The sequence below is a fragment of the Deferrisoma palaeochoriense genome (assembly GCF_054656955.1).
The window spans coordinates 132,452-155,305 of sequence record NZ_BAAHXI010000001.1 but is presented as its reverse complement, the minus strand read 5'-3'; the positions used below and the strand labels follow the sequence as shown (position 1 = coordinate 155,305).

Annotated in this window: 21 protein-coding genes; 3 read left to right on the top strand and 18 right to left on the bottom strand. The window is 70.8% G+C overall.

Going from position 1 to position 22,854, the window contains the following annotated elements; all coding sequences use genetic code 11:
• Window positions 1-25: 25 nt before the first annotated feature.
• From ACYQ8L_RS00750 to ACYQ8L_RS00740, 3 genes are read right to left on the bottom strand one after another with little or no spacing between them, the layout of a single operon-like run.
• Window positions 26-694: a cytochrome c3 family protein gene (locus ACYQ8L_RS00750; protein ID WP_459939837.1), complete on the bottom strand. Its 669-nt coding sequence runs from the start codon at window positions 692-694 to the stop codon at window positions 26-28.
• Window positions 694-2,292, bottom strand: coding sequence for an NAD(P)/FAD-dependent oxidoreductase (locus ACYQ8L_RS00745; protein ID WP_459939836.1), 1,599 nt, complete (start codon window positions 2,290-2,292; stop codon window positions 694-696). Before ACYQ8L_RS00745 ends, ACYQ8L_RS00750 begins: the two co-directional genes overlap by 1 nt.
• Entirely contained in the window at window positions 2,279-3,013 is a 735-nt protein-coding gene (locus ACYQ8L_RS00740) for a flagellar regulator YcgR PilZN domain-containing protein (protein WP_459939835.1), read from the bottom strand. Before ACYQ8L_RS00740 ends, ACYQ8L_RS00745 begins: the two co-directional genes overlap by 14 nt.
• A 707-nt stretch (window positions 3,014-3,720) precedes the next feature.
• On the opposite strand from ACYQ8L_RS00740, the gene ACYQ8L_RS00735 reads away from it, so the two are divergent.
• From ACYQ8L_RS00735 to ACYQ8L_RS00725, 3 genes are all read left to right on the top strand, one after another.
• Window positions 3,721-5,418: an acetate--CoA ligase gene (locus tag ACYQ8L_RS00735; protein WP_459939834.1), complete on the top strand. Its 1,698-nt coding sequence runs from the start codon at window positions 3,721-3,723 to the stop codon at window positions 5,416-5,418.
• Window positions 5,419-5,601: 183 nt separating this feature from the next.
• Window positions 5,602-5,892: a sodium/substrate symporter small subunit gene (locus ACYQ8L_RS00730; RefSeq protein ID WP_459939833.1), complete on the top strand. Its 291-nt coding sequence runs from the start codon at window positions 5,602-5,604 to the stop codon at window positions 5,890-5,892.
• Window positions 5,889-7,688, top strand: coding sequence for a solute symporter family protein (locus ACYQ8L_RS00725; RefSeq protein WP_459939832.1), 1,800 nt, complete (start codon window positions 5,889-5,891; stop codon window positions 7,686-7,688). Before ACYQ8L_RS00730 ends, ACYQ8L_RS00725 begins: the two co-directional genes overlap by 4 nt.
• 161 nt (window positions 7,689-7,849) lie before the next feature.
• Here the strand turns inward: ACYQ8L_RS00725 and ACYQ8L_RS00720 are convergent, their stop codons facing one another.
• From ACYQ8L_RS00720 to ACYQ8L_RS00650, 15 genes are all read right to left on the bottom strand, one after another.
• Window positions 7,850-8,266 (bottom strand): ACT domain-containing protein, encoded by a 417-nt coding sequence (locus ACYQ8L_RS00720; RefSeq protein ID WP_459939831.1) that lies wholly within the window; start codon window positions 8,264-8,266, stop codon window positions 7,850-7,852.
• A gap of 348 nt (window positions 8,267-8,614) precedes the next feature.
• Entirely contained in the window at window positions 8,615-9,187 is a 573-nt protein-coding gene (locus ACYQ8L_RS00715; RefSeq protein WP_459939830.1) for a PEP-CTERM sorting domain-containing protein, read from the bottom strand.
• A 712-nt stretch (window positions 9,188-9,899) separates the two neighbouring features.
• Entirely contained in the window at window positions 9,900-11,432 is a 1,533-nt protein-coding gene (locus ACYQ8L_RS00710; RefSeq protein WP_459939829.1) for an MFS transporter, read from the bottom strand.
• Window positions 11,433-11,599: 167 nt separating this feature from the next.
• Window positions 11,600-12,343: a hypothetical protein gene (locus ACYQ8L_RS00705; protein WP_459939828.1), complete on the bottom strand. Its 744-nt coding sequence runs from the start codon at window positions 12,341-12,343 to the stop codon at window positions 11,600-11,602.
• A gap of 77 nt (window positions 12,344-12,420) precedes the next feature.
• Window positions 12,421-12,792, bottom strand: coding sequence for a response regulator (locus tag ACYQ8L_RS00700; RefSeq protein WP_459939827.1), 372 nt, complete (start codon window positions 12,790-12,792; stop codon window positions 12,421-12,423).
• A gap of 31 nt (window positions 12,793-12,823) precedes the next feature.
• Window positions 12,824-13,291: a chemotaxis protein CheX gene (locus ACYQ8L_RS00695; protein WP_459939826.1), complete on the bottom strand. Its 468-nt coding sequence runs from the start codon at window positions 13,289-13,291 to the stop codon at window positions 12,824-12,826.
• A 3-nt stretch (window positions 13,292-13,294) separates the two neighbouring features.
• Entirely contained in the window at window positions 13,295-15,028 is a 1,734-nt protein-coding gene (locus ACYQ8L_RS00690; protein ID WP_459939825.1) for a GspE/PulE family protein, read from the bottom strand.
• Window positions 15,029-15,031: 3 nt separating this feature from the next.
• On the bottom strand, window positions 15,032-15,376 hold the full coding sequence (locus ACYQ8L_RS00685; protein ID WP_459939824.1) for a zinc ribbon domain-containing protein: 345 nt from the start codon (window positions 15,374-15,376) through the stop codon (window positions 15,032-15,034).
• Window positions 15,373-16,383 (bottom strand): diguanylate cyclase, encoded by a 1,011-nt coding sequence (locus ACYQ8L_RS00680; RefSeq protein ID WP_459939823.1) that lies wholly within the window; start codon window positions 16,381-16,383, stop codon window positions 15,373-15,375. The genes ACYQ8L_RS00685 and ACYQ8L_RS00680 overlap by 4 nt, the downstream gene beginning before the upstream one ends.
• Window positions 16,335-17,117 carry a hypothetical protein gene (locus tag ACYQ8L_RS00675; protein WP_459939822.1) on the bottom strand — a complete coding sequence of 261 codons (783 nt, stop codon included), beginning with the start codon at window positions 17,115-17,117 and terminating at the stop codon, window positions 16,335-16,337. The genes ACYQ8L_RS00680 and ACYQ8L_RS00675 overlap by 49 nt, the downstream gene beginning before the upstream one ends.
• Entirely contained in the window at window positions 17,114-18,742 is a 1,629-nt protein-coding gene (locus tag ACYQ8L_RS00670) for a tetratricopeptide repeat protein (protein WP_459939821.1), read from the bottom strand. Before ACYQ8L_RS00670 ends, ACYQ8L_RS00675 begins: the two co-directional genes overlap by 4 nt.
• Window positions 18,739-21,393: a DNA mismatch repair protein MutS gene (mutS, locus tag ACYQ8L_RS00665; RefSeq protein WP_459939820.1), complete on the bottom strand. Its 2,655-nt coding sequence runs from the start codon at window positions 21,391-21,393 to the stop codon at window positions 18,739-18,741. The genes ACYQ8L_RS00670 and mutS overlap by 4 nt, the downstream gene beginning before the upstream one ends.
• Window positions 21,394-21,405: 12 nt before the next feature.
• The gene (locus tag ACYQ8L_RS00660; RefSeq protein WP_459939819.1) at window positions 21,406-21,822 is read right to left on the bottom strand and encodes a LapA family protein; all 417 of its coding nucleotides are present in this window, start codon (window positions 21,820-21,822) and stop codon (window positions 21,406-21,408) included.
• Window positions 21,823-21,846: 24 nt separating this feature from the next.
• On the bottom strand, window positions 21,847-22,347 hold the full coding sequence (locus ACYQ8L_RS00655) for an HIT family protein (protein WP_459939818.1): 501 nt from the start codon (window positions 22,345-22,347) through the stop codon (window positions 21,847-21,849).
• Window positions 22,344-22,847: a metallophosphoesterase family protein gene (locus ACYQ8L_RS00650; RefSeq protein ID WP_459939817.1), complete on the bottom strand. Its 504-nt coding sequence runs from the start codon at window positions 22,845-22,847 to the stop codon at window positions 22,344-22,346. Before ACYQ8L_RS00650 ends, ACYQ8L_RS00655 begins: the two co-directional genes overlap by 4 nt.
• Window positions 22,848-22,854: the final 7 nt, after the last annotated feature.

Below are 22,854 nucleotides of genomic sequence, written 5' to 3'. Positions count from 1 at the left end.
GGGGCGTTCGGGAACGCCCCGCGGGTTAGGGTCTTTTCCCATGACACCCTTTGCACCAGCCGCGCAGGGCTGGCCGGCCCAGGCACGACAAGCACGTCGGGGTGTGGGGGTCGTGACACGACGCGCAGTCCATGGCCCGGCCGGGCCGCAGGGGGTCGTGATCGGCCCCCAGGGCGTGGCGGAACCGGCGGTGGCGTTTGGGCACGTCGTCGTGGCACCCGGTGCACCGGCCGGCCACGTCGTCCACCTCGTGGCCGGGCCCCCGATGGCACCCCCCGCATCCCTCCGCCCGCACCCCGGCATGGGTTTCCCCCTGCCAGCGGTGGCACTCCCCACAGGCGGCCGTATCGTGGCACCGCCGGCAGGCCTCCTCCCCGCCGGGATGGAACCCCCGCCCTTCGCCGGCGGAGCGCTCCAACATAATCCGTTCCGCCCCCATGTCCACCCCGGCCCGCACCCTGCCGCCCTCGGCCGGTATTCGGACATGGTACACCCCCTCCTCGGCCGCGACCACCGGCAGCGCCCGGTCCCCGACCCGCACCCGGGGGGCTTCGGCCGCCTCGACGACGAGCCAGAGGCCCGACCGGCCTGCCCGCTGGTCCGGGAGCGGCGCGAGCACCCGCCCCCCGGCGGCCAACCCCACGGCCGCCCCCAGCCCCACCGCCGCCACCAGCAGCCACGCTCCCCGGTTCATCACGCGCTCACCCCTTGTGCTTTCAGCGACGCCAGCCATGCATCGGCCGCCCGGGCCCCGTCCACCGCGGCGCTTACGATGCCGCCCGCCCATCCGGCCCCCTCGCCCACGGGGTAGAGCCCGGGGAACCCCGGGCTCCCGAACCCCTCGTCCCTCGCAAGCCGCACCGGGCAGGAGGTGCGGGTCTCGACCCCGACGAGCACGCCCCGGCCGAGGGGCGGCACCTGCCGGGCGAGCGCCGGCAGGGCCCGGCGCAGGGCCTCGGCCACGACCCCCGGGAGGCACCGGCCGAGCGCCACCGGCACCGCGGGCCACGGGCAGGAGGTCCGCGGGATCGCCCTCGAGGGCCGGCCCGCCAGGAAATCGTCCACCCTCTGGGCCGGAACCGCCCCGGGCCCGGCGGCCTCCCACGCCCCCCGCTCCCAGGTCCGCCGCCAGCCAAGCCCGCCGAGGACCCCTCCTCCCCAGTCCGCGGGGTCCACGGTCACCACCAGGGCCGCGTTGGCCCACCGGCCCGACCGGCGGGACCCGCTCATCCCGTTCACCACGAGTCCGTCGGGCTCGGTGCCGGCCGGCACCACGGTGCCCCCCGGGCACATGCAAAACGAGTACACGTCGCGCCCCCCGGCCCGGGCCTTCACCGCGAACTCGGCGGGCGGCAGCGCCGGGTGGCCCGCCCACCGGCCGTACTGGCGCCGGTCCACCGCGGCCTGGGACACCTCGATCCGAACCCCCACCGCAAACCCCTTGGGCTCGGCCGGCACGCCCCGGCCGACGAGGGTCCGCAGGAGGTCGGCCGCCCCGTGCCCCGGGGCCAGGAACACGGCCGGCCCCTCCACCGGCCCCTCCCGGGTTTCGACCCCGACCACCCGCCCCCCGCGAACCCGCAGGTCCTCGACCCGGGTCCGGAACCGGAACTCGCACCCCGCCGCCTCGAGGCGCCGCCGGATGCCCCGAAGAACGGTCCGGAGCCGGTCGGTGCCCAGGTGGGGCCGGGCCTCCCACAGGATCTCCTCGGGGGCGCCGCAGGCGACCAGGGTTTCAAACACCCAGAGTTTCCGGGGATCGCGTCCCCGGTAGGTGAGCTTGCCGTCCGAGAAGGTTCCGGCGCCGCCCTCGCCAAAGGCCACGTTGGACTCCGGGTCGAGCTCTCCCCGGCGCCAGTAGGCCGCGACCCGCCGGGTGCGCTCGGGGAGCGCGTCGCCCCGGTCGAGGAGGATCGAGGGCACCCCGGCCGCCGCGAGCCGAAGCGCCGCGAACAGCCCCGCCGGCCCCGTGCCCACGACCACGGGCCGGCCCGGGGGGCGCGGGGGTTTCGGGGGAACCGGGGGAACCTCGGGCGTCCAGGGGGCCGCGCCCGCCGGCAACTCCCCGCCGGGCGGAGCGTCGAGGGCGAGCGCCACCCGGTACACGAACCGCGGCTGCCCCCGGCCCCGGGCGTCCAGGGACCGGCGAAGGGGCTTCCACGCCCGAACGCTCGACGCCGGAACCCCCAGGCGCTCGGCCGCCATCTCGCGAAGCCGGTCGGGGGGCTCCCCGGGCCCCAGGGCCACCCCCGAGACGGCCCACCACCCGGCGCCGGGCTCAGGCCGAGGCATCGAGCCCCCGGCGGCCGGCCAGATACCTCCGGATCACCTCGGCCGCCTCGTCCGCCAGGGGCTCGAACGACACGCTGGCCCGGTACCGCCGGGGCAGGGTGAGCCCGCCGAGCTCGGCCACCACGTTCCCCACCACCCGGGCCGACACCGTGACCACGGGCTCCCGGCCGAGCTCCAGGAGGATCTCGGGGATCCGGGTGCCCGGCCGGAGCCGGCCGAGCTCCGCCTCGTACTCGAAGGCGCAGCCGCCCTCGCTCACGTTCACCACGGGCGCGTCGCACCGAAACGGTTCGAGAAACGAAAGGGAGGCGTCCCCCACCGTGTCCACCCGGGGGCTCCGGCGCCGGCGCTCGCCCCGGACCACCGTCGGGTAGGCCACCTTGAACGCCGGCAGCTCGTCCAGGTACTGGACCTTCCCCAGGATCCGGGCCTCGAAGGTGTAGCTGACGCCCTGGATCAGGCTCTCGAAGTCGAGGAGCCGGCCGGGCACCCCGAACCGGTCCCCCTCGGGCGGAGAGAAGGTGTCCACGAAAAAGCCGTCCCGGCCGAGCCCGAGCACGACCGTGGTGAACGCCTCGCCCCCCCCGGGCCGCACGAGCACCTGGCTCCCCGCCTTCTGGAGCTGCTCCAGCACCCGGATCACCTCCTCGGGCGGGGGCGGGATCTCGGGCTCGGGCTGTGCGGGCGGCGGTTCCTTGGCCTTGGGTTTGCGAAACAGCACGGTGCGCGCTCCTTGTCGTTTCGGTTGGAACGCCGGAATGCTGGAAGGCCAGAAGGCCCAAACCCCCTACGCGATTCCAGCGTCTTTTCCTCTCCCCCCTGCGGGATCGGGCCCAGAGCCGGGAGGGTGTCGTCCTCAGAGGCCTCCGGCCCGTTTCGATCTTCGCAACCCGCGGTAGGCCGCGGGGCGGCCTGGTCGCAAGAAGCTCCGTAGGCCGCGAGGCGGGGCCTGTTTGCAAAAACAATAACTTCCGCCTCGGCCACACGGCGCGCCGCGGCCGTCTGGACCACGGGACCGACGACCGCGAGACCGGCGACCGTCGACCGTAGTCAGTGGACAGACGGCAGAAGATAGGGGGTTCTCTGACCTCTGACCTCTGAATTCTGGCCCCTGACACGGCGGCCCCGCCGGGCAGGACCCCCGCGTACCTTTTAGCAAAACCGCCTCCCCGCCGCCACCGGCCCCGTGCCGGCGGCCGTTCGGTCACCTTGACTCCCCGGGGAGCCCACAGGCGCCCCTGGGGAGCGCCGCCCACCGACCGGTCGTTTGAAAATCCGCACACCGCGTTTTATTCCTACTGAAGAAATTTCACTCAAACTGAATTTTGGTGTTGAACCCCGGAAAACCGGCGTGCTATGTTCTGCCACCGTGAACGCTTTTCACCTGTTTTGGTGGGCCGGCCCAACACCCATCGCGGAGGAGATGCCATGGACCTTGTGACCCCCTACGACAACATCCCGGTGAACCTCGACGGCCCCAACATGGCCGATTATGACGAGGTTTGCCGGACGTTTCGGCTGAACGTGCCCGAGTACTTCAACTATGGGTTCGACGTGATCGACCGCTGGGCCCAGGACCGTTCGAAGCTCGCCATGGTGTGGGCCGACCGCACCGGCGAGGACATCCGCAAGTACAGCTTCTTCGATCTGATGCAGCTCTCGAACCGGTTCGCCAACGTGCTCCGGGACCTGGGGTTCAAGAAGGGCGACCGGCTCTTCGTGATGGTGCCCCGGACCGTGGAGTGGTACGCGGTGATGCTCGGGAGCTTCAAGCTCGGCGTGATCCCGCTGCCCTCCCCCAACATCCTGGTGCCCAACGACGTGCGCTACCGGGTGAACCAGGCCGAGGCCTCGGGCGCCGTGATGTGGTACGAGCACGTGGACAAGCTCGACGCCGTGCGGGGCGAGTGCCCCACCATGAAGCACACCATCGCGGTGGGCGGCCCGGCCGAGGGGTGGCTCTCGTTCGAGGACCTGATGGCCAAGGCCTCGCCCAAGCTCGACCGCAGCGAGGTGGAGCCCACCCGGTCGGACGACATCATGCTCATCTACTTCACCTCGGGCACCACCAAGTATCCCAAGATGGTGCCCCACACCCAGGCCTCCTACGGCATCGGCCACATCATCACGGCCAAGTTCTGGCAGGATCTGAAGCCCACGGACCTCCACTGGGCCCTGTCGGACACCGGCTGGGCCAAGGCCGCCTGGGGCAAGCTCTTCGGCCAGTGGCAGATCGGGGCGGCCGTTATGGTCCACGACGCCTCCGGCAAGTTCGACGCCAAGACCCACCTGAAGCTCATCGAGAAGTGCGGCGTCACCACGTTCTGCGCCCCGCCCACGGCCTATCGGATGCTGATCCTCGAGGATCTCACGCAGTACGACCTCTCCAGCATCCGGCACTCCTGCTCGGCCGGGGAGCCCCTGAACCCCGAGGTGATCAAGGTCTGGAAGGAGCACACCGGCACCACGATCTACGACGGGTTCGGCCAGACCGAGACCGTGAACCTCATCGCCAACTACCCCTGCATGCCGGTGAAGTTCGGCTCCATGGGCAAGCCCACCCCCGGCTTCCACGTGGAGGTGGTGGACGACGACGGCAACCCCGTGCCCGTGGGCGAGGAGGGCCACATCGCGGTGAAGGTGAAGCCCGAGCACCCGGTGGGGCTCTTCAAGGGGTACTGGAAGAACGAGGAGGCCACCGCCGAGGCGTTCGTGGGCGACTGGTACTACACCGGCGACAAGGCCTACAAGGACGAGGACGGGTACTTCTGGTTCGTGGGCCGGGCCGACGACGTGATCAAGGCCTCCGGGTACCGGATCGGCCCCTTCGAGGTGGAGAGCGCCCTGCAGAGCCACCCCGCCGTGGCCGAGAGCGCGGTGGTGGGCTCCCCGGACCCCCTGCGGGGCACCATCGTCAAGGCCTTCGTCATCCTGGCCCCGGGGTTTGAGCCCTCGGACGAGCTCGTGAAGGAACTCCAGGAGCACGTGAAGAAGGAGACCGCGCCTTACAAGTACCCGCGGGAGATCGAGTTCGTGAAGGATCTCCCCAAGACCGTGTCCGGAAAGATCCGGCGGGTCGAGCTCCGCAAGATGGAGGAGGAGCGAAAGCTCGGCAAGACTGCCTGATCCCACGACTCCGGGGCGGCCCACGGCCGGGGCCGCCCCTTCCTTTCGGCCCCCCATTCGACCAAACGTTTGGTCGCTTTCGCGCGGACCCGGCCCGGGCGGGTGCCGCCAGCGGGGGCGCTGTGCTTCGGTTCCGGCGGGTCCGTTGGGAACCGCCCCCCCTACAGGAGGAAAGGAGCTTTCATGCGTTCGGCGTACCGCAAGGAGTGCTGGCTCGCCCTGACCGCGTTCGTGGTCGCGGCGTTCCTGACCCACATCTACCCGCTGTATTTCTGGTTTCCGAAGCTGACCGAGATCGAGATGTTCGGGTTCCCGGCCCACTACTTCCTCACCCTGTTCCTGGGCTGGGTGGTCCTGATGCCGCTTTATGCCCTCTACATCCGGGTGAGCGAGAAGATCGACCAGGAGATCGTGGAGACGAGCCGCCGCACGGCCGAGGTCGAGGCCCGGGCGGCCGCGGGAGGGGAGCGATGAGGCGCACGATCCGAGGGGCCCCGCCCGCCGTCCTGGCCCTGGCGCCCTGCGGGGCCTGGGCGGCCGACGGCATGCAGACCTACAAATTCGAGCCCACCCAGAGCCTCTCGACCCTGGGGCTCGTGTACACCCTGGCCATGGTCACCCTGTTCCTGTGGGTGGGTTGGTGGTCCAAGCGCCGGGTGGCCACCTCCGACGATTACTACACGGCGGGCCGGGGCATCGGGGCCCTCTCGAACGGCCTTGCCATGACCTCCAACTACATGAGCCTGGCCACCTTCCTGGGGTTCACGGCCCTTTTGTGGAAGCTCCAGTTCCTGCTCGTGGCCTTCGTGATGAGCTGGCTGAGCGGGTTCGTGCTGATCTCCGTGAGCGTGGCGCCGAGCCTTCGGCGGTGGGGCAAATTCACCAGCATGCAGTTCATCGGCGAGCGCTACGGGAACACCGCGAAGATCATCTCTGTGCTGTGCATGATCCTCTTGGCCCAGCTCTACCTGGTGGGCCAGATGAAGGGCATCGGCAACGTGTTCCAGGTGATGTTCCACTGGGACTACACCACCGGGCTCGTGGTGGGCGGCATCGTGGTGACCCTCTACGTCACCATCGGCGGCATGTACGGCCTGTCGTACAACCAGACCCTCCAGGCGATCATCATGGGCATCGCCCTGGTGCTCCCCACCTCCATCATCCTGTGGAAGCTCAACGCCGGCCCCGGAGCCCTGTTCCCGCCCTTCGGGTACACGAAGCTCGTGCCCGAGATGGTGGCGGCGCTCCCCACCTACTTCGACCCGTTCACCACGGTGAGCGGGAAAATCCCGGTGAGCTTCAAGTACTACACCGGCATCGTGCTGAGCCTCGCCATGGGCACGATCGGGCTGCCCCACATCGCCATGCGCTACTTCACCGCGCCCAGCGTGCGGGAGGGCAAGAAGGCCACCCTCTGGGGCATCTTCTTCATCGGGCTCGTGTTCTTCACCACCTTCGCCATCGGGTTTGCGGCCAAGCTCTACACCACCAAGGTGCTAAACGCCCAGGGCCTCGCCATTGACCCGAAGGAGGCCGACCTCCTCGTGGTGATCATGAGCCAGGCCTTCACCCCGGCCTGGGTGGCGGCCCTTCCCATCGCCGGCGCCCTGGCCGCGGGGCTCTCCACCGTGGGCGGCCTCCTCATGGTGATCGGCACCGGAATCGGCCACGACATCTACACCACGATCTTCCCCGAGGCCGACGACCGTAAGAAGATGAAGATGGGCCTCTTCTTCACGGCCTTCGGCGGCATCGTGACGATCCTGCTCGCCCTTCGGCCGCCCGAGTTCCTGCTCACGAGCGTCATCTGGGCCTACGTGGTCTCGGCCTCCACCTTCACCCCCGTGCTGATCCTCGGCATCTGGTGGAAGGGCGCGAACCGCGCCGGGGCCATCGCCGGCATGGTGGTGGGCGGGGTGCTTTCGGTGGTCCTGTGGTGGACCAAGGGCCAGCTCTTCGGGCTCCAGCTTGTGAACCTCGGGCCCCTGGGGCACCTGGTGGCAGCCATCTTCACGGCCTCCGCCGCCTGGTTCGTGACGATCGTGGTGAGCCTCGTGACCGGCGGGGAGAAGGACGAGAAGGTGCTTCGGGAGGTGGACCGGATCCACGGCTGGCTCGACTACGACCCGGCCCGGTACAACGGCAAGCTCTTCCCGGCCGCCCTCGCCGCCCTGGCCCTGGCGCTCATGGTCTGGTCGGCCACGCCCGACCACGCGCCGGCGAAAACCGCCCGGGCGCCGGCCCCGGCCGCCACCGTGGCCCAGAAGTAGGCCGTTCCGACGCACGCCACCAAAGCGGGGCCCGGAGGGGCCCCGCTTTTTTCACGGGCTTCGTTGTCCCCGGAGTCTCCACGGGCGGCCGGCCCGGGGCGTGACGGGCCGCGGTACCCTGGGCCCCGCCCTCCCCCGCCGCCCGCCCGTCGGCTCCCGGCTCATCCCCGCGCGCCGGCGCTCCGGGAAAGCTCCTCGAGGGCCGCCAGGGCTTCCTCCGCCTTCGCCTTCGGCACGAAGATGTGATCGTGGTGGTAGCCCGCGACCACGTTTGCGCTGATTCCGCGCTCGGCCAGCCTGCCCGAAAACGCCGCCGTCAACCCCACCGCCTCCAGGCTCGAGTGGACGCGCAACGCGATCCACCGGAACACGCCCTCATACCCCAGGCCCCTTTCGTCGGCCCTGGATTTGGGAACGACCAGCGTCAGGCCCTCCGCCTCCAAGACGGACGCCACCGGCTCCAGGTCCGCATGGTCCCCGTACCGGGCCTCCGGAAACGTGCAAAACACGTATTCCCCTCCCCTCAGCACCGGAGCCATGGACCCCAGCAGCTTCCCCAGATCCTTCTCGCCGGACATGGCTCCTCCGCCTTCCTCACGACCTCACCGAACCGCCCGGGCGGGGCCGCGGGACGGGCGTTCAGGAATCGACCGCCCGAGCACACCGCCCGTTCCCCACTCCGCCCCAGAGCCCCCTTTGCCCCCGCGATCGCCCCCCGTGGGGGCCCGGGGCGTCCCGCGGAAGCCGCGAGCTCGCCGGGCCACAACGCCACCGCTACCCCTAGGGCCCCAATAACTTCAAAGTCTGTCCCCCCACCCACGGGTTGTCAGCGCCGCCCTCGACGCTGCACGCCATGCCCGGCGTGCGTAGAGAAAGGGCCCGCCAGAACGAATCTGGCGGGCCCTTTGACGACGGACAAGCGAGGGTCAGGCGGCCTTCGGGCCCTTGCGTCTGCGATAGCCGGCAAGCCCAGCGAACCCGGTCCCGAGGAGGATCAGGGTGCCGGGTTCTGGGACAGGCGTGTACGTGAAGTTATCCATAAAAAAGCGAGAGTTGTTGTTTCCTGCGTCAGCGGTGAAGACGAGCTTGTCGATCACGGCTCCGCCCCAATCGAAAGTGAACTCCTGCCAGCTCTCGCTGATACTCACGGTCTCTGGGACGCCGATTTGTACGCCCAAAGTGTCGAAGGCCGTCACGGTCAGATTCTGGGCCTGGTTGGCAGCAAAACGAACTTTGAACGAGAAGGCGTCGAGGGTAAATCCGAGGGGCCCTTGGTAGTCCATAGAAGCGCCGCTGATGCCTCTCGCGCAGATCTCCCCGTCCCATTCACTAGTCTTCCACCCCCCGTCCCAACTAAATCCCGCGTACGAGCCACCCAGGTCTTGCAGACTCGTGCCGCGATCGTCGAAATCGATCGTTATCGCGACTGCCCGGGCGGGCACAACGCCGGCGACAAGTGCCGCCACGGCGACCATCATCCACACTGTTCCGGGTTTCATCTTTTTGTCCTCCTTCCCGGCACACACCCTGCGTTTGCCGCGTTCATCCGGGTGGGGGCTTCCATCCCCACCCAATTCCTGTTTCCCCCTCTTTTCCCGGTGAGGAGGGCGGCACCGCCGATCCCCGGACCGTGCCGCCCCAATGGTCGTGCCCCTTGCGCGAGCTATGCAAAAACCAGTCCACACCATAATGTTTCGCTTTGGCCTATTCTTCGCTCCACCAAACATCGCGGTCTGACAACGAGTTCGGGCGCAACACAGGTTCCCGACCGGTACGCCGCTGACGACACTTGCTGTGCAGTGTGTAAGTTGTTTCCACATTCTGGACTCCTGTTTCCGTCCACATACGCATCGCCGGAGGAGCAGGAGGAGAGCCCGCGGCTTCGTCTGGGCACTGAGGGTTAACGTGTCGGACGTGAGAGTTGCGCTTCAGGACGGGACGGGGAGATAAAGGATTGCGTTTTTCGCGCATCACTTTCCCCGGGTCGAGTTCCCTGTTGTGATGAGTTCTCGACGTATGCAAGGACGCGCCGGCGCGCGTCCAGCCCGTTTCCCGAAAGGCCGGTCGGGTGGGTGGTGGGTTATCCGAGGGGCTCGGCGGCCACTCTCGAGGGGCATCAACCCGAGACGCCCAACTCACCCAGGTGGGCGAGATCCGCCACGAGGTTCCCGGGGCGATGTTTACAAGGGCGAGCGTCGGCGTCTGGCATGGTTACCGGACCCTGTGGTTCGGGCGCAGGCGGACGTACAGGGCGTAGGGGAACGAGAACAGGTCCCGCAAGCCGGCCACGGTGGACACGTGCCGCACGGCGTGGAACACCCGGGTCCGAAGGGCCTCGAGAACCTCGGCCTCGTCCACGGTCCCGGCCTCCTCCACCCGCCGGAGGGCCCAGAGGGCCGCGATCCCCACGAGCGCGCTGCCCAGGAACAGGAAGTCGAGGTTTCGGAAGCTGGCCGTCAGGACGACGCCCTGGGCGTCGAGCAACCGGGAGGCCCACCGGATCTCCACGTCGATGGCTTCGCCCGCCAGGCGGTTCCCGGCCCAGCCGGCCAGCACGGGGGCCGTGGCCGCCACGGCGCCGGACACGAGGGCGTTCGCCGCGAGGAAGGTGGGAGCCCGCCCCCGGGGCGCCGCCTTGAGGACGAGGTTGCCCACGCAAAGGTTGGTGCCGGCGGTCGCCACCCCGGCCAAGGCGTGGAGCGCGAACACCAGGGGCAACGAGAACGGGTGCGGGTCGGGCAAGGTCGTGAACGGCCACAGGAGGTACACGAGGAGGTACGCCGGAACCGCTACGGCCAGCACGGCCCGGTTGCTAAACCGGTCGGCCAAGGCCCCCCACAGCGGGTAGAAGGCCACGTTCACGAGCTGGCTCACCACGGAGGCCGCCACCACGAGGCCCACGCCCCACCCCAGGGACCGGTACAGGTACACGGCGAAGAACGGGGCTCCCAGGTTAGCCGCGAACCCCCACAGCGCCGTGAAGGCCACCACCCGCCGAAACCGGGCGTCGCGAAACGGATCGGCAAGGGCGCGCCAGGCCGACGATGGGGCCCCGAGCTCCGCTTGGGGCTCTGGCACCTCGGCCAGGAACCACAGGCTGGCGAGCCCGAAAGCGCCCGCCAGGACCAGTGTGCCGGACAGGGCGGGCCCCTCGCCCACCGCCGTTCTCGCCAGGTCCACGGCGAACCCGGCGGCGAGGCCCGCGCAGGCCGCCACCGCCGTCGAGATCCCCAGACGCCGCCCCATGACCCGCCCGAGCCGCTCCTCGGGAAGGAGGTTGCGGACCCAGGAACTGAACCCAAGGGCCCCGACGGTGCCGAAGCCGTGGAATACCGCCACCAGGGCAAGGAGGGCCGGCACCCGGAACGCGGGGGGCAGCACCCAGGGGACGAGCGCGACCCAAAGCCACGACGCGCGAGCGAACAGCGTCGCCCACAGGACCACCCGCTTCGTCCCCGGCACCCTCGTGAGCCACAAACCCGCGGGCAACTGCACGAACTGCATGAGCGGGCCGAGGGCGGCCAGAATCCCGACCGCCAGGTCGGAAGCCCCCAATGCCAGCGCGTAGGCCACCAGGAACGGGCCTCCCGCCAGGGCGCCCATGGCCTGGGTGGCCACGGCGTCCCCCACCAAGGCCCGCTCGGCGCGGGCCCGGTCGGCCTCGGCCACCTCGCTGCGGGGACGGTCCCGGAACCCCTGTCGCAGCCGATCCCACACGATCCGCGGAACCTGTCGCAAGGTCATGGCCCGTTTCTCCGTTCGCCGCCCCCCGCGCCGACCGCTGGGGGGGACGCCCCCCGGATCGGCGGAGGTGGGCAAAACCTGTTGCTTGGAGAAACGACGGGGGAAGGAACGAACCGGGGGGATCCCCCCTGGAGGGGGTTATTCGATAAGCCGGGGTTGGGGACGCGTCAAGACGTCTTCCCGTTGTCGGACGATCCCAGCCCGAGTTCGGGGTAGAGGGTCTTTACGCAGTCGGGGCACAGGCCGTGGGTGAACTCCAGGCCGGCGTGGGTCTTGAGGTAGGTTTCCAGGTGCTGCCAGTACCCGGCGTCGTCGCGGATCTTTTTGCAGCCCGCGCAGATGGGGAGCAGGGTCTTGAGCTCATGCAGGGCCTTGAGGTGACGGGCGATCACCCGATTCTGGGTCCAGAGCCGGGTGAGCATCTCCCCGGAGAGCTGGGCCATGGGGTCCCGGCCACGGTGCCGCTCAAAGGCCTCCACGAACCGCTCGATGTGGCTGGCGTACTCGGCGTCGGCCGGGCGGCCGGAGGTCTCGGCCGCGTGCAGGAGGAGCACGTCCATGGCCGGATCGAGCAGGTAGAACTCGAGCCGAAACGCGGTCAGGAACGCCTCGCCGGCCCCGGCCGGGGCCGCGCCGTCCAGGAGCGCGGCGACCTGGCGTTCCAGGGCCTCCAGATCGCCGCACAGGGTTTCGGGCCGCTCGAACACCCGGGGGACCGGCTCGTCGCCCCAGGCCGCCCGGGCCCGGGCCCAGATCTCCACGTGTCCGGCCTCCTCCCGGCCCATCTCCTCCCACAGCTCGCGAAGCTCGGGCTCGGCGGCCGCGTCCGCCAGGCGGGCGTACAGGGTCTGGGCCATCCGGTCGATCCGGAGGCAGGGCTCCAACAGGCGACGGGCGGGCATCCGGGACATGGGCGTGCGGTGCTCCTGGTTCGGTTCCAGGGAAAGAGGCGGCGAAAGGTACCGCGCCCTCCGGCCCGGCGCAAATCTCACCCCGCCCCGAACACCACCTTGTTCAGGACCTCGACGACCTTCTCCTCCTCGAAGGGCTTCAGGATGTAGTGCTTGGCCCCGGCCTTGGCGCACTCCACGATCTTGTCCTTACTCGACATGGAGCTGACCATGATCACCGTGGCCCCGGGGTCGATCTTTTTCAAGAGCACCAGGGTCTGGATGCCCCCCATCTGGGGCATCACCAGATCCAGGGTCACGAAGTCGGGTTTGAGTTCCTTGTACTTCTTGACCGCCTCGAGCCCGTTGGAGGCCGTGGCCACCACCTCGCAGCCGTGGCGCTCCAGGATCTTCGTGAGCTCCTTCTGGATGTAGGGGCTGTCGTCCACCACCATCGCCCGTTTCGCCATGGGTTCCTCTCCTTCTCGCCGCCGTGCCGGCTCAGGGCGCCTCGGGCGCCAGCGAAATCACCAGGTCGAGCCTGCCCGCCTCGGTCTCGAGGGGCAGGAGAACGCTCTCCACCCCGTTTCCGAAGTCGAGGCTCACCTCGGGCCCCTCCATCACGGCCGGGGGGGTGATGCCTTCCCGGATCCCCAGGTCGTAGAGGTGGCCCGTGGCGTTTCCCACGATCGTGTTGGCGAGCTCGGCCAAAACGGCCCGCACATCCCCGGCCTCGGCCGCGGGTCCGCCGAGCATGCGCTCGCATACCGCCAGGGCCACGTCCTTTGGGGCCGTGAGGAGCACCGAGCCGTTGAGCCGCCCCTGGAGCCCGATCAGGATGCTGACCCGGTTGTCCAGAAGCATGTCCCCCACCCGGCGGGGCTTCCCCACCCTGACCTGGGTCCGGGCCATCTTCTCGAGCACCCGCACCGAGGGCACGAGAAACGCGTTCACGTACTCCGCCTTCATCGCTCACTCCACCGCCTTCGTGACCCGGATGACCTCCGCCAGGGTCGTCACGCCGGCCACCACCTTCCGCAGTCCGTCGAACCGGAGATCCCGGAGGCCCGTGGCGTAGGCCGCCCGCCGGATCTGGCTCGTGCTCGCCTTCTCCAGGATGAGCTCCCGGATCGCCTCGTCCACCTTGAGCACCTCGTGGATCCCGGTCCGCCCCCGGTATCCCGTTCCCCCGCAGTACCCGCAGCCCTTCCCCTTGTAGAAGGTCACCTTGCCCACCAGGGCCTCGGCCCCGGCCTCGGCGATCTCGGCCGGCTTGGGGTCGTAGGGCGCCTTGCACTGGGGGCAGATCCGCCGCACGAGCCGCTGGGCCAGAACGCCCAGGAGCGTCGGGGCCAGCAGGAACGGGGCCACCCCCATCTCCACGAGCCGGGTGATGGAACTCGGGGCGTCGTTGGTGTGGAGGGTCGAGAGCACCAGGTGCCCGGTGAGGGCCGCCTCGCCGGCGATCTGGCCGGTCTCGGGGTCGCGGATCTCGCCGATCATGATGATGTCGGGGTCCTGCCGGAGGATCGAGCGCAGGGCGCCGGCGAAGGTGAGGCCCCGCTTGGGGTTCACGCCCACCTGGTTGATCAGCGGGATCTGGTACTCCACCGGGTCCTCCACCGTGACGATGTTCTTCTCGATGGAGTTGATGGCGTTCAGGGCCGCGTAGAGGGTGGTGGATTTCCCGCTCCCCGTGGGCCCGGTCACGAGCACGATCCCGTTGGGCTGGCGGATCAGGGACGTGAAGATCTCCAGGTTCCGGGGGGAGAACCCCAGGTCCTCGAGCCGCACCCGCACGCTGGCCCGGTCGAGGATCCGCATGACCACCTTCTCGCCGTAGTAGACCGGCAGCACGCTCACCCGGAACTCGAGCTCCCGCTCCCCCATCTTGAGCTGGATCCGGCCGTCCTGGGGCCGCTGCCGCTCCGAGATGTCGAGATCGGAGAGGATCTTGATCCGGCTCACCACGGCGGGGGCGAGCCGCACCGAGAACGCGAACCGCTTCTGGAGCACCCCGTCGATCCGGAACCGCACGAGAAGGTTTTCCTCGCCGGGCTCGATGTGGATGTCGCTCGCGCCCTCCCGCACGGCGAGCTTCAGCACCTTGTCCACGAGCTTGACGATCGGCGCCTCTTCGCCGGCCCGCCGGAGGCTCTCGATGTCGACCCCCTCACCGCCGGAGTCCACGTCGAGCCGGCTCAGGGTGACGAAGTCGTCCCGCTCCCCCTCTTCGTCCTCTTCGCCGTCGCTTCGGTAGTGGGCGTGGATCGCCTGGAGGACCTGGGTCTCGCTCGCGAGCACCGGCTGGATCGGGCGCTTGAGCATGCCCGACAGCAGATCGATGACCTCGATCTTCGTGGGGTCGGCCACGGCCACGGTGACCTCGTCGCCGATGGCAAAGAGCGGGATCACCCGGTGCCTGCGGCAGAACTCGGCCGGCACCTCGGCCGTGAGGTCGTCTTGGATCTCCACGTCCTCCAGGTCCATCACGGCCAGGTTGAACTGGCGGCCCAGGGCCTGGAGGAACTCCTTCTCCTTGACGTACCCCGCCTCCACGAGGAACTTGCCCAGGGGCTTCCCGGCAAGCCCCCGGTGCTGGCGCTCGGCGAGGGCCTGCTCGAGCTCCTCGGGGGTGAGGGCCCCGTCCTCGACGAGGAGCTGGCCCAGCCGGGCCTCAACTTTTCTGGGAAGGGCCTGGGTCACGGCCTACTCTCCGAACAGGGCGTCGATGTCGTCCTGGCTGACCCGCACGTCCTCGGGTTCCTCCGCCGCCCGGGTGGCCTCCTCGGCCGCCTGGAGGAGCTCGGCCAGGGCCCCGTCGTCGGCCGGCGGCGGGGACGACGATGCGGGCGGGGTCGCCGCCGCGGGCTGCGGGGCCGGCTCCGCCTGCCGTTGGGCGGCGGCCATCGCCCCTCCGCACCCGCCGCAGAACCGGTCGGTCGAGAGGTTCCGGAACCCACACCGGGGGCAGAACGAGGCCAGGGCGAACCCGCAGTTCCCGCAGAAGTTTCGTTCGGGGGCGTTCACGTGTCGGCATTGGGGGCAGTTCATGGCTTCCTCACCACCACGCGGTTTCGTCCTTCGTGTTTGGCCCGGTAGAGCGCCTCGTCGGCCAGCCCGATCAGGTCCTGGGCCCGTTCGACCGCCGCCGACGGACACGCCGCCACCCCGAAGCTCGCGGTGACCCGCAGGACCTCCCCCTGGGCGGGAAACGGGTGGTTCTCCACCGTGAGCCGGAGCCGCCGGGCGAACTCGGCGGCGCCCTCCACCTCGGTATGGGGCAGGAGCACGCAGAACTCCTCGCCGCCGTACCGGCCCGCCACGTCCGAGGTCCGGATGGCCTCCCGGACCACCCGGCCCATCTCCCGGAGCACGTCGTCCCCGGCCTGGTGGCCGTAGGTGTCGTTGAGGCGCTTGAAGTGGTCGATGTCGAACATCACGAAGGAAAGCGGCGTGCCGTACCGGTCGGTGCGCTCGAACTCGGTCTCGAGCACCCCCATGAAGTGGCGGCGGTTGTAGAGGCCCGTGAGGGGGTCGGTGGAGGACAGGCGCCGGAGCTGCTCGTTGGAGGCCTTGAGGGCGTCCTGGAGGGCCTTGATCTTGAGCTGCACCTTGATGCGCGCCAGGAGCTCCCCTCCATCGAAGGGCTTGGTGACGTAGTCGCTCGCGCCGAGCTCCAGGCCCCGGATCTTGGTGTCCACGTCGGTCTCGCCGGTCAGCAGGATCACCGGCACGTCCCGGAGTTCCGGCCGCGCCCGCACGAGCCCCAGGAACTTGAACCCGTCTACCGTGGGCATCACGAGGTCGCAGAGCACGAGATCCGGGGGGGAGGCCAGGGCCTTCTTGAACCCCTCGAGCCCGTTCCCGGCCTCCTCGGCCGAGGCCACGAAGTCCACCCGGTCGAGCAGGTCGAGGACCTCCCGCCGGAGCCCGGGCGAGTCGTCCACCACCAGGACCCGGAAGTCCCGGCGGCCCATGAGCCCCTGGGGATCGTGGGGTTCCGCGGGGTCTAGCCCGGGGGCGCCCTCCACCACAGCGGCGTTCGGGTTGGTTTCCACGCTTCGGTCTCCTCCGGCCGTTCCACGCGCACACCCGGCGGCAGCCGAAGCCCGAAGAGCTCGGGATCGATCTGGGCCGCGGGCTCCACCCGTTCAACCTCCAGTACATAATCGGCAGAGGGTTCCCGAAGCTTCAGTCGGATATGAGAGGGGTATTCAAAATCGGCCCCGGCGACCCGGCCGTCCCAGGAGAGTTCGGCCTCGACCCGGCCGTCCCGGAGGAACCGGGCCCGGGCCGGCCGGTCGGCCCCCGGCTCCCACTCCACCTCCTCGGTCCACCCGTCGGGGCCCGCGAAGACGAGCACGGTCCCCCCCTCCGGGGTCTCCCAGGCCCCGACCGGCCGGCCCACACGGGGCACCCGGCCCAGGAGGATCTGGGCGAACCATAGCCCCCCGGAGTCGAGTTCCACGGCCCGGCGCTCGGCCGGGAGGTAGGCGAGGCAACGGTCCCCCCGGCACCCGAGCGACAGGACCGCGGTGCCGAAGGGCCCGGCCGCGGCGTCGAGCCGGAGGCCCTCCCCTTCGGCCACGGCCGCCCCGAACCGGGCGCTTCCCAGGGGGCCCGAACGAAACCGCCCGGCCAGCCGCAGCCGACCGGGCGAGCGGTCGAGGGCCCCGAGGCGCTCGACCCAGGGGGTCGGATCGCGGGCCGGCCCCGCCCCCGGCCGCACGAACCGGGGGCCGCATGCGGCCAGGGCCAAGACGAGCGCGAGCCCCAGGGCGCGCCGGGTCACTCGAGCTCCTCCAGCTTGCGGCGGACCGCCTCGGAGTCGGGGGCGAACTCCAGGGATTTGCGGTAGGCCTCCCGGGCCTCGTCGGTGCGGCCGAGCTTACGCAGGGCGTCGCCCAGGTGATCCCAGATGATCGGGTCCTCGGGCTGGGCCTCCAGGGCTTTCCGGAGGGTCTCGGCCGCCTCCTCGTACCGGCCCTGCTGGTAGTACACCCACCCGAGGCTGTCGGTGATGAACCCGTCTCCGGGCTTGAGCTCCAGGGCCTTCCGGATCAGCCGCTCGGCCTCTTCCAGGTGGATGCCCTTCTCGGCGTAGGTGTACCCGAGGTAGTTGAGGGCGTGGGGGTCGTCGGGGTTGAGCTCCAGGGAGCGCTTCATGTACTCGACGCTCCGCTGCCAGTCCTTCATCTTGTCGTAGAGGACCCCGAGGGTGAAGTAGACCCGGTGGTTTTGGGTCTCGTGCTCGGCCAGATAGGCCTCCAGCACGTCGGCGGCCTTCCGGAACTCCCCCCGGTCCTCCCAGAACCCGGCGAGCGCCAGGGTGACCTCCTCGTCGTCGGGGTGCTCGGCGAGCCAGCCCTCCAGGAGTTCCCGGGCCTCGTCGGGCCGGTCGAGGCTTTCGAGCGCGATGGCCCGGCGGACCAGGGCGTCGGGGTACTCGGCCGCGTCCTCGGGCACCTTCTCCAAGGCCTCCAGGGCCTCGGCGTATTTCTCCTGGGCCAGCAGGCTCACCCCCAGGAGGTACCAGGCCCGGGGATCCTCGCCATGGGCCTGGGCCATGGTGCGGAACACGGTCTCGGCCTCGGCCGGCCGGTCCTCCTGGAGGAGCAGGATCCCCAGCCGGAACCGGAGCGACGGGTCCCCCCCGCTCCAGCGCTCGGCCGCCTCGAACACCTCCAGGGCCTCGTCCACCCGGCCCTGTTTGAGGAGCACCTGGCCCAGGCGGAACCGGGCCTCCACGTCGTGGGGGTTCGCCTCGATCACCCGGCGGTAGAGGGCCTCGGCCTGCGGGGCGTTTCCGGCCTCGGCCTCGAGCGCCGCCAGGGCCCGGAGGGCCGCCCGGTGGTTGGGGTCCCGGTCGAGGGCCCGGCGGAGGGCGGCCCGGGCCTCCTCGGCCCGGCCCAGGCGGGCCAGAAGCCGCCCGCGCGCGAACCACGCGTCGGCCGAATCCGACGCCTCGGCCCACCGGGCCGCCAGTTCCGCCGCCTCCTCCAGGCTCCCCTGGGCCTCGTGGATCCGGACGGCCAGGTCGTAGGCGCGGTCGCCCGCGCCGGCCCGGGCGGCCTCGGCCGCGGCCTGGGCCGCCTCGGCGCTTCGGTTCATGACCTGGAGGAGCTGGGCCCGAAGCAGCAGAAGCTCCGGGTGCCCCGGCCGGCGGGAGAGCCCCTCGTCCACCACGGCCAGGGCCTCGCCGTACCGGCGCTCCCGGGCCAGCGTCCGGGCGATCTCCGCCCGCAGATACGCCGACGCCGGGTCCCCGTCGAGGGCGGCCTCGAGGCTCCGGAGCGCGGCCTCGGCGTCCCCCTCCCTCTGGTGGAGGTAGGCCTCGATCACCGCCGGCACCGGCGAGGCCGCCGCCAGGGCCGGGGCGAGGAGAAGGGCCACCGCCCACCGGCCGAACCGCCTCATTCCTTTGCCTCCCGGGCCAGGAGCTCCCGGGCCCGGGCCCGGAGCTCGTCGAGCCGCACCAGGGCCTCCACCGGGGTCAACCGCTCCACCTCCACGGCCGCCACCTCCCGGGCGAACCCGGTGAGCCGGCGCTCCCGGGCCGCGGCGAAGAGGTCGAGCTGCTGGGCTCCCGGGGGGCCGGCCACACGGTGGCGCAGCGCGAATCGCGGCTTTCCGCCCTCGTCGAGCTCCCCCTCCTCCAGGTTCCGGAGGATCTCGGTGGCCCGGTCCACCACGGCCTCGGGCAGCCCCGCGAGCCGGCCCACCTGGATCCCGTAGGACCGGCTGGCCCCGCCCTCCACGAGCCGCCGCAGGAAGATGACCCGGCCCTCCCACTCCTTCACGGCCACGTTGAAGTTGCGCACGCCCTTGAGCGTGCGCTCGAGGTCGGTGAGCTCGTGGTAGTGGGTGGCAAACAGGGTCCGGCACCCCAGGTCGTGGATGTGCTCGGCCACGGCCCAGGCGATGGAGAGCCCGTCGAAGGTGGAGGTGCCGCGGCCGATCTCGTCCAGGACCACGAGGCTCCGGGGCGTGGCGTTGTGGAGGATGTTCGCGGTCTCGGTCATCTCCACCATGAAGGTGGACCGGCCCCGGGACAGGTCGTCCGAGGCTCCCACCCGGGTGAAGATCCGGTCCACGAGCCCCACCGCGGCCGACTCGGCCGGCACGAACGACCCCATCTGCGCCAGGAGCACGATGAGCGCCGTCTGCCGGAGGATCGTGGATTTCCCGGCCATGTTGGGCCCGGTGATGATCGCCAAATGCTGCTCCTCGTCCAAGACGAGGTCGTTGGGCACGAACCGCTCCCCCTGGAGCGCGGCCTCCACCACGGGGTGCCGGCCGCCCCGGATCTCGAGGGCGAACCCCTCGTGGACCCGGGGGCACACGTACCCGCGCTCCACGGCCACCTCGGCCAGGGCCGCCACCGTGTCGAGCACAGCCAGGGCCCGGGCCCGGGTCTGGAGCGCCTCCAGGTGCCCGGCCACCTCGTCCCGGAGCTCCAGGAACCTCCGGTACTCCAGGGCCTTGGCCCGGTCCTCGGCCCCCAGCACCTTGGCCTCCATCTCCTTGAGCTCCGGGGTCACGAACCGCTCGGCGTTCGCCAGGGTCTGGCGGCGCTCGTACTCGGGGGGCACCAGGTGGAGATTCGCCCGGGTCACCTCGATGTAGTACCCGAACACCTTGTTGAACCCGATCTTGAGCGACCCGATCCCCGTGCGCTCCCGCTCCCGGGCCTGGAGGGCCGCGATCCAGCCCCGGCCGTCCCGCTGGATGAGCCGCAGCTCGTCGAGCTCGGGGTCGAACCCGTCCCGCAGAAGGCCGCCCTCGGTCAGGACCACGGGCGGGTCATCCACCAGGGCCCGGGCGAGGAGGTCGGTGAGCTCGGGCAGGGGGCCCAGATCGGCCCCCAGGTCCCGCAGAAGCCCGGCGTCGGCGTCCTCCAGGAGCCCGGCGAGGGCGGGCAGCGTCTCCAGGGACGACCGCAGCGCCACCAGGTCCCGGGCGTTCGCGGTGCCCATGGCCACCTTTCCGGCGAGCCGGCCCACGTCGTAGACCTGCTTCAGGGCCTCCCGGATCCGCTGGCGGGTGTCGCCCCGGCGCACGAGTTCCCCCACGGCCTCCTGGCGGCGGCGGATCGCCTCGACGTCCCGCAGGGGAAACGCCACCCACTCCCGCAGGCACCGGCCGCCCATCGGGGTGCGGGTGCGGTCCAACAGGTGCACCAGGGTGCCCTCGCGCCGGCCCCCGGAGATCGTGGTGAACACCTCGAGGTTCCGGAGGGTGGTCTCGTCGAGCACCAGATGGGCCCCCGAGGCGTGGCGGCCCACGTCCCGCAGGTTCGCGAGCGCGCTCGGGTAGTTGGCGGCCACGTAGGCCAGCACGGCGGCCGCCGCCCGGATGCCCTCCCCCAGGTCGTCCACCCCGTAGCCGGCCAGGTCGGCCCCGGCCAAGTGCTCCCGCAGGGCCTTGCGGGCCCGCCGCCGGTCGAACTCCTCGGCCGGCCGCGGGGTCACCTCGACGCCCCGGGGCCAGGCCGCCGGCACCTCCTCGCCGTCGGGCACCAGGACCTCCCGGGGGCCGATCCGCCCCAGTTCGTCGGCCAGCTCCTCCCAGGTCCGAACCTCCCCGATCCGGAACGCGCCCGTGGTCACGTCGGCGTAGGCGAACCCCACGGCGCGCCGGCCCGGCACCACGGCCGCGAGGTACAGGGCCTCCTTGGCCTCGATCATCTCGGTGTCGGTCACGAGGCCCGGGGTGATGACCTGGACCACCTCCCGGCGCACGATCCCCTTGGCCTCCCGGGGGTCCTCCACCTGCTCGCAGATCGCCACCTTGTACCCGCGCTCCACGAGCCGGGCGATGTAGCCCTTGGCCGAGTGCCAGGGCACCCCGCACATGGGCACGGCGTTCTCGCCCTTCTCGCGGCTGGTGAGGGTGATCTCGAGCTCCCGGCTCGCCACCTCGGCGTCCTCGAAAAACATCTCGTAGAAGTCGCCGAGCCGAAAGAGCAGGATGCAGTCGGGGTGGGCCTGCTTGAGCTCCAGGTACTGCCGCATCATCGGGGTGAGCTTGGCGGCACCGGGAGCCTTGGGGGCGGGGACGGCCGGCATGGCGGTTCCGGGCTAGAGGGTGGGTTCGTCCTCGGCGGGCGGGGGCACCGCGGGAGGGGATTCCTTGACCGGGGCGGCCGGGGCCGGCGGCTCGGCCGGAGGCCGGATCTCGGCGAGCTGCTTCTTGAGCGCCTCCACCTCGGCCTCGAGTTCCCGGATGCGCCGGTCGCGCTTTCGCACCTCGGCCCGCCGGGCCAGCCGCTCGAAGATGCCGTGGAACCCGGCCACGAGGAGCCCCAGGAGGAAAAAGGCGCCAAACAGCAGGGCCACCGGGAACGGCGGCGTCGAGTAGAGGTGCCACAGGTCCCAGAGCTTCACGTGGAACTGGATGGTCTGGCCCAGGGCCTGGAGGTTTTCGGGCTGGATCGCCACCAGGGCCACGGCCACGATCACCGCGGCAAGGACCACCCGTTTCAGGAACCGAAGCATGCACGCGCCTCCCGCAGAAGGGGTTCAGGAACTCGGGGCCCCGGCGGGCCAGATCCGCCGGAGCTCGTCGTACAGGTCGCCGAGGTACTGGTTCACGACCCGGACGTCGTCCAACACCGGCAGGAAGTTCGTGTCGCCCACCCACCGGGGGACGATGTGAAGGTGGAGGTGCTCGGCCACCCCCGCGCCGGCCGCCCGGCCGAGGTTCAGGCCCACGTTGAACCCGTCGGGCCGAAGCGCCTCCTGGAGCACCCCCTTGGCCTCCACGGCCAGGGCCCAGAGCTCGGCGGCCTCGTCGGCCGTGAGGTCCTCCATCCCGCCCACGTGGCGCTGGGGGAGCACCATGAGGTGGCCGGCATTGTACGGGTACCGGTTCAGGATGACAAAACACCGCTCGCCCCGGCGCAGCACGAGCTGGGTCCGGTCGTCCCCCGCGGCGAGCGCTGAGCAGAACACGCACCCCTCGGGCTTGGGGCCCCGGATGTACTCGATCCGCCACGGGGCCCAAAGGAGCTTCCGGGTCACTCGGGCACCTCCACGAACTCCACCCGCCCCACCCCGCCCGGCCCCACCTCCACCAGGGCCACGGTGCGCCGGGGGGCCCACCGGCGGTCGAAGGCCGAGCCGGGGTTCACGAACCGCACCCCCCCGATCGTCCGGTCCTCGGCGGCGTGGCTGTGGCCGAACACCACGAGCTGGACACCTTCGTTCCGGAACACCTGGGCCACCCGCTCGGCGAGCCCGGCAGGCGGCCCCCATCCGTGCACCAGTCCCACCCGGCACCCCCCGAGCTCCAGCACCCGGGTGGGCGGCAGGCGCCCCCCCAGGCCCGGGCCGTCCATGTTCCCCAGCACCCCGTGGTAGGGCCGGGGCTCCACGAACTCCAGGTAATCCACCACGGCCGGCCCCGTGTGGTCGCCGGCGTGGAGGAGCACCTCGGCCGGCCCCAGGGGGCCCCGAAGCAGGGCCTCGAGCCGGTCGTCCGGCTCGGCCAGATGGGTGTCGGAGAGAAGGCCCAAGAGCATGGTCACC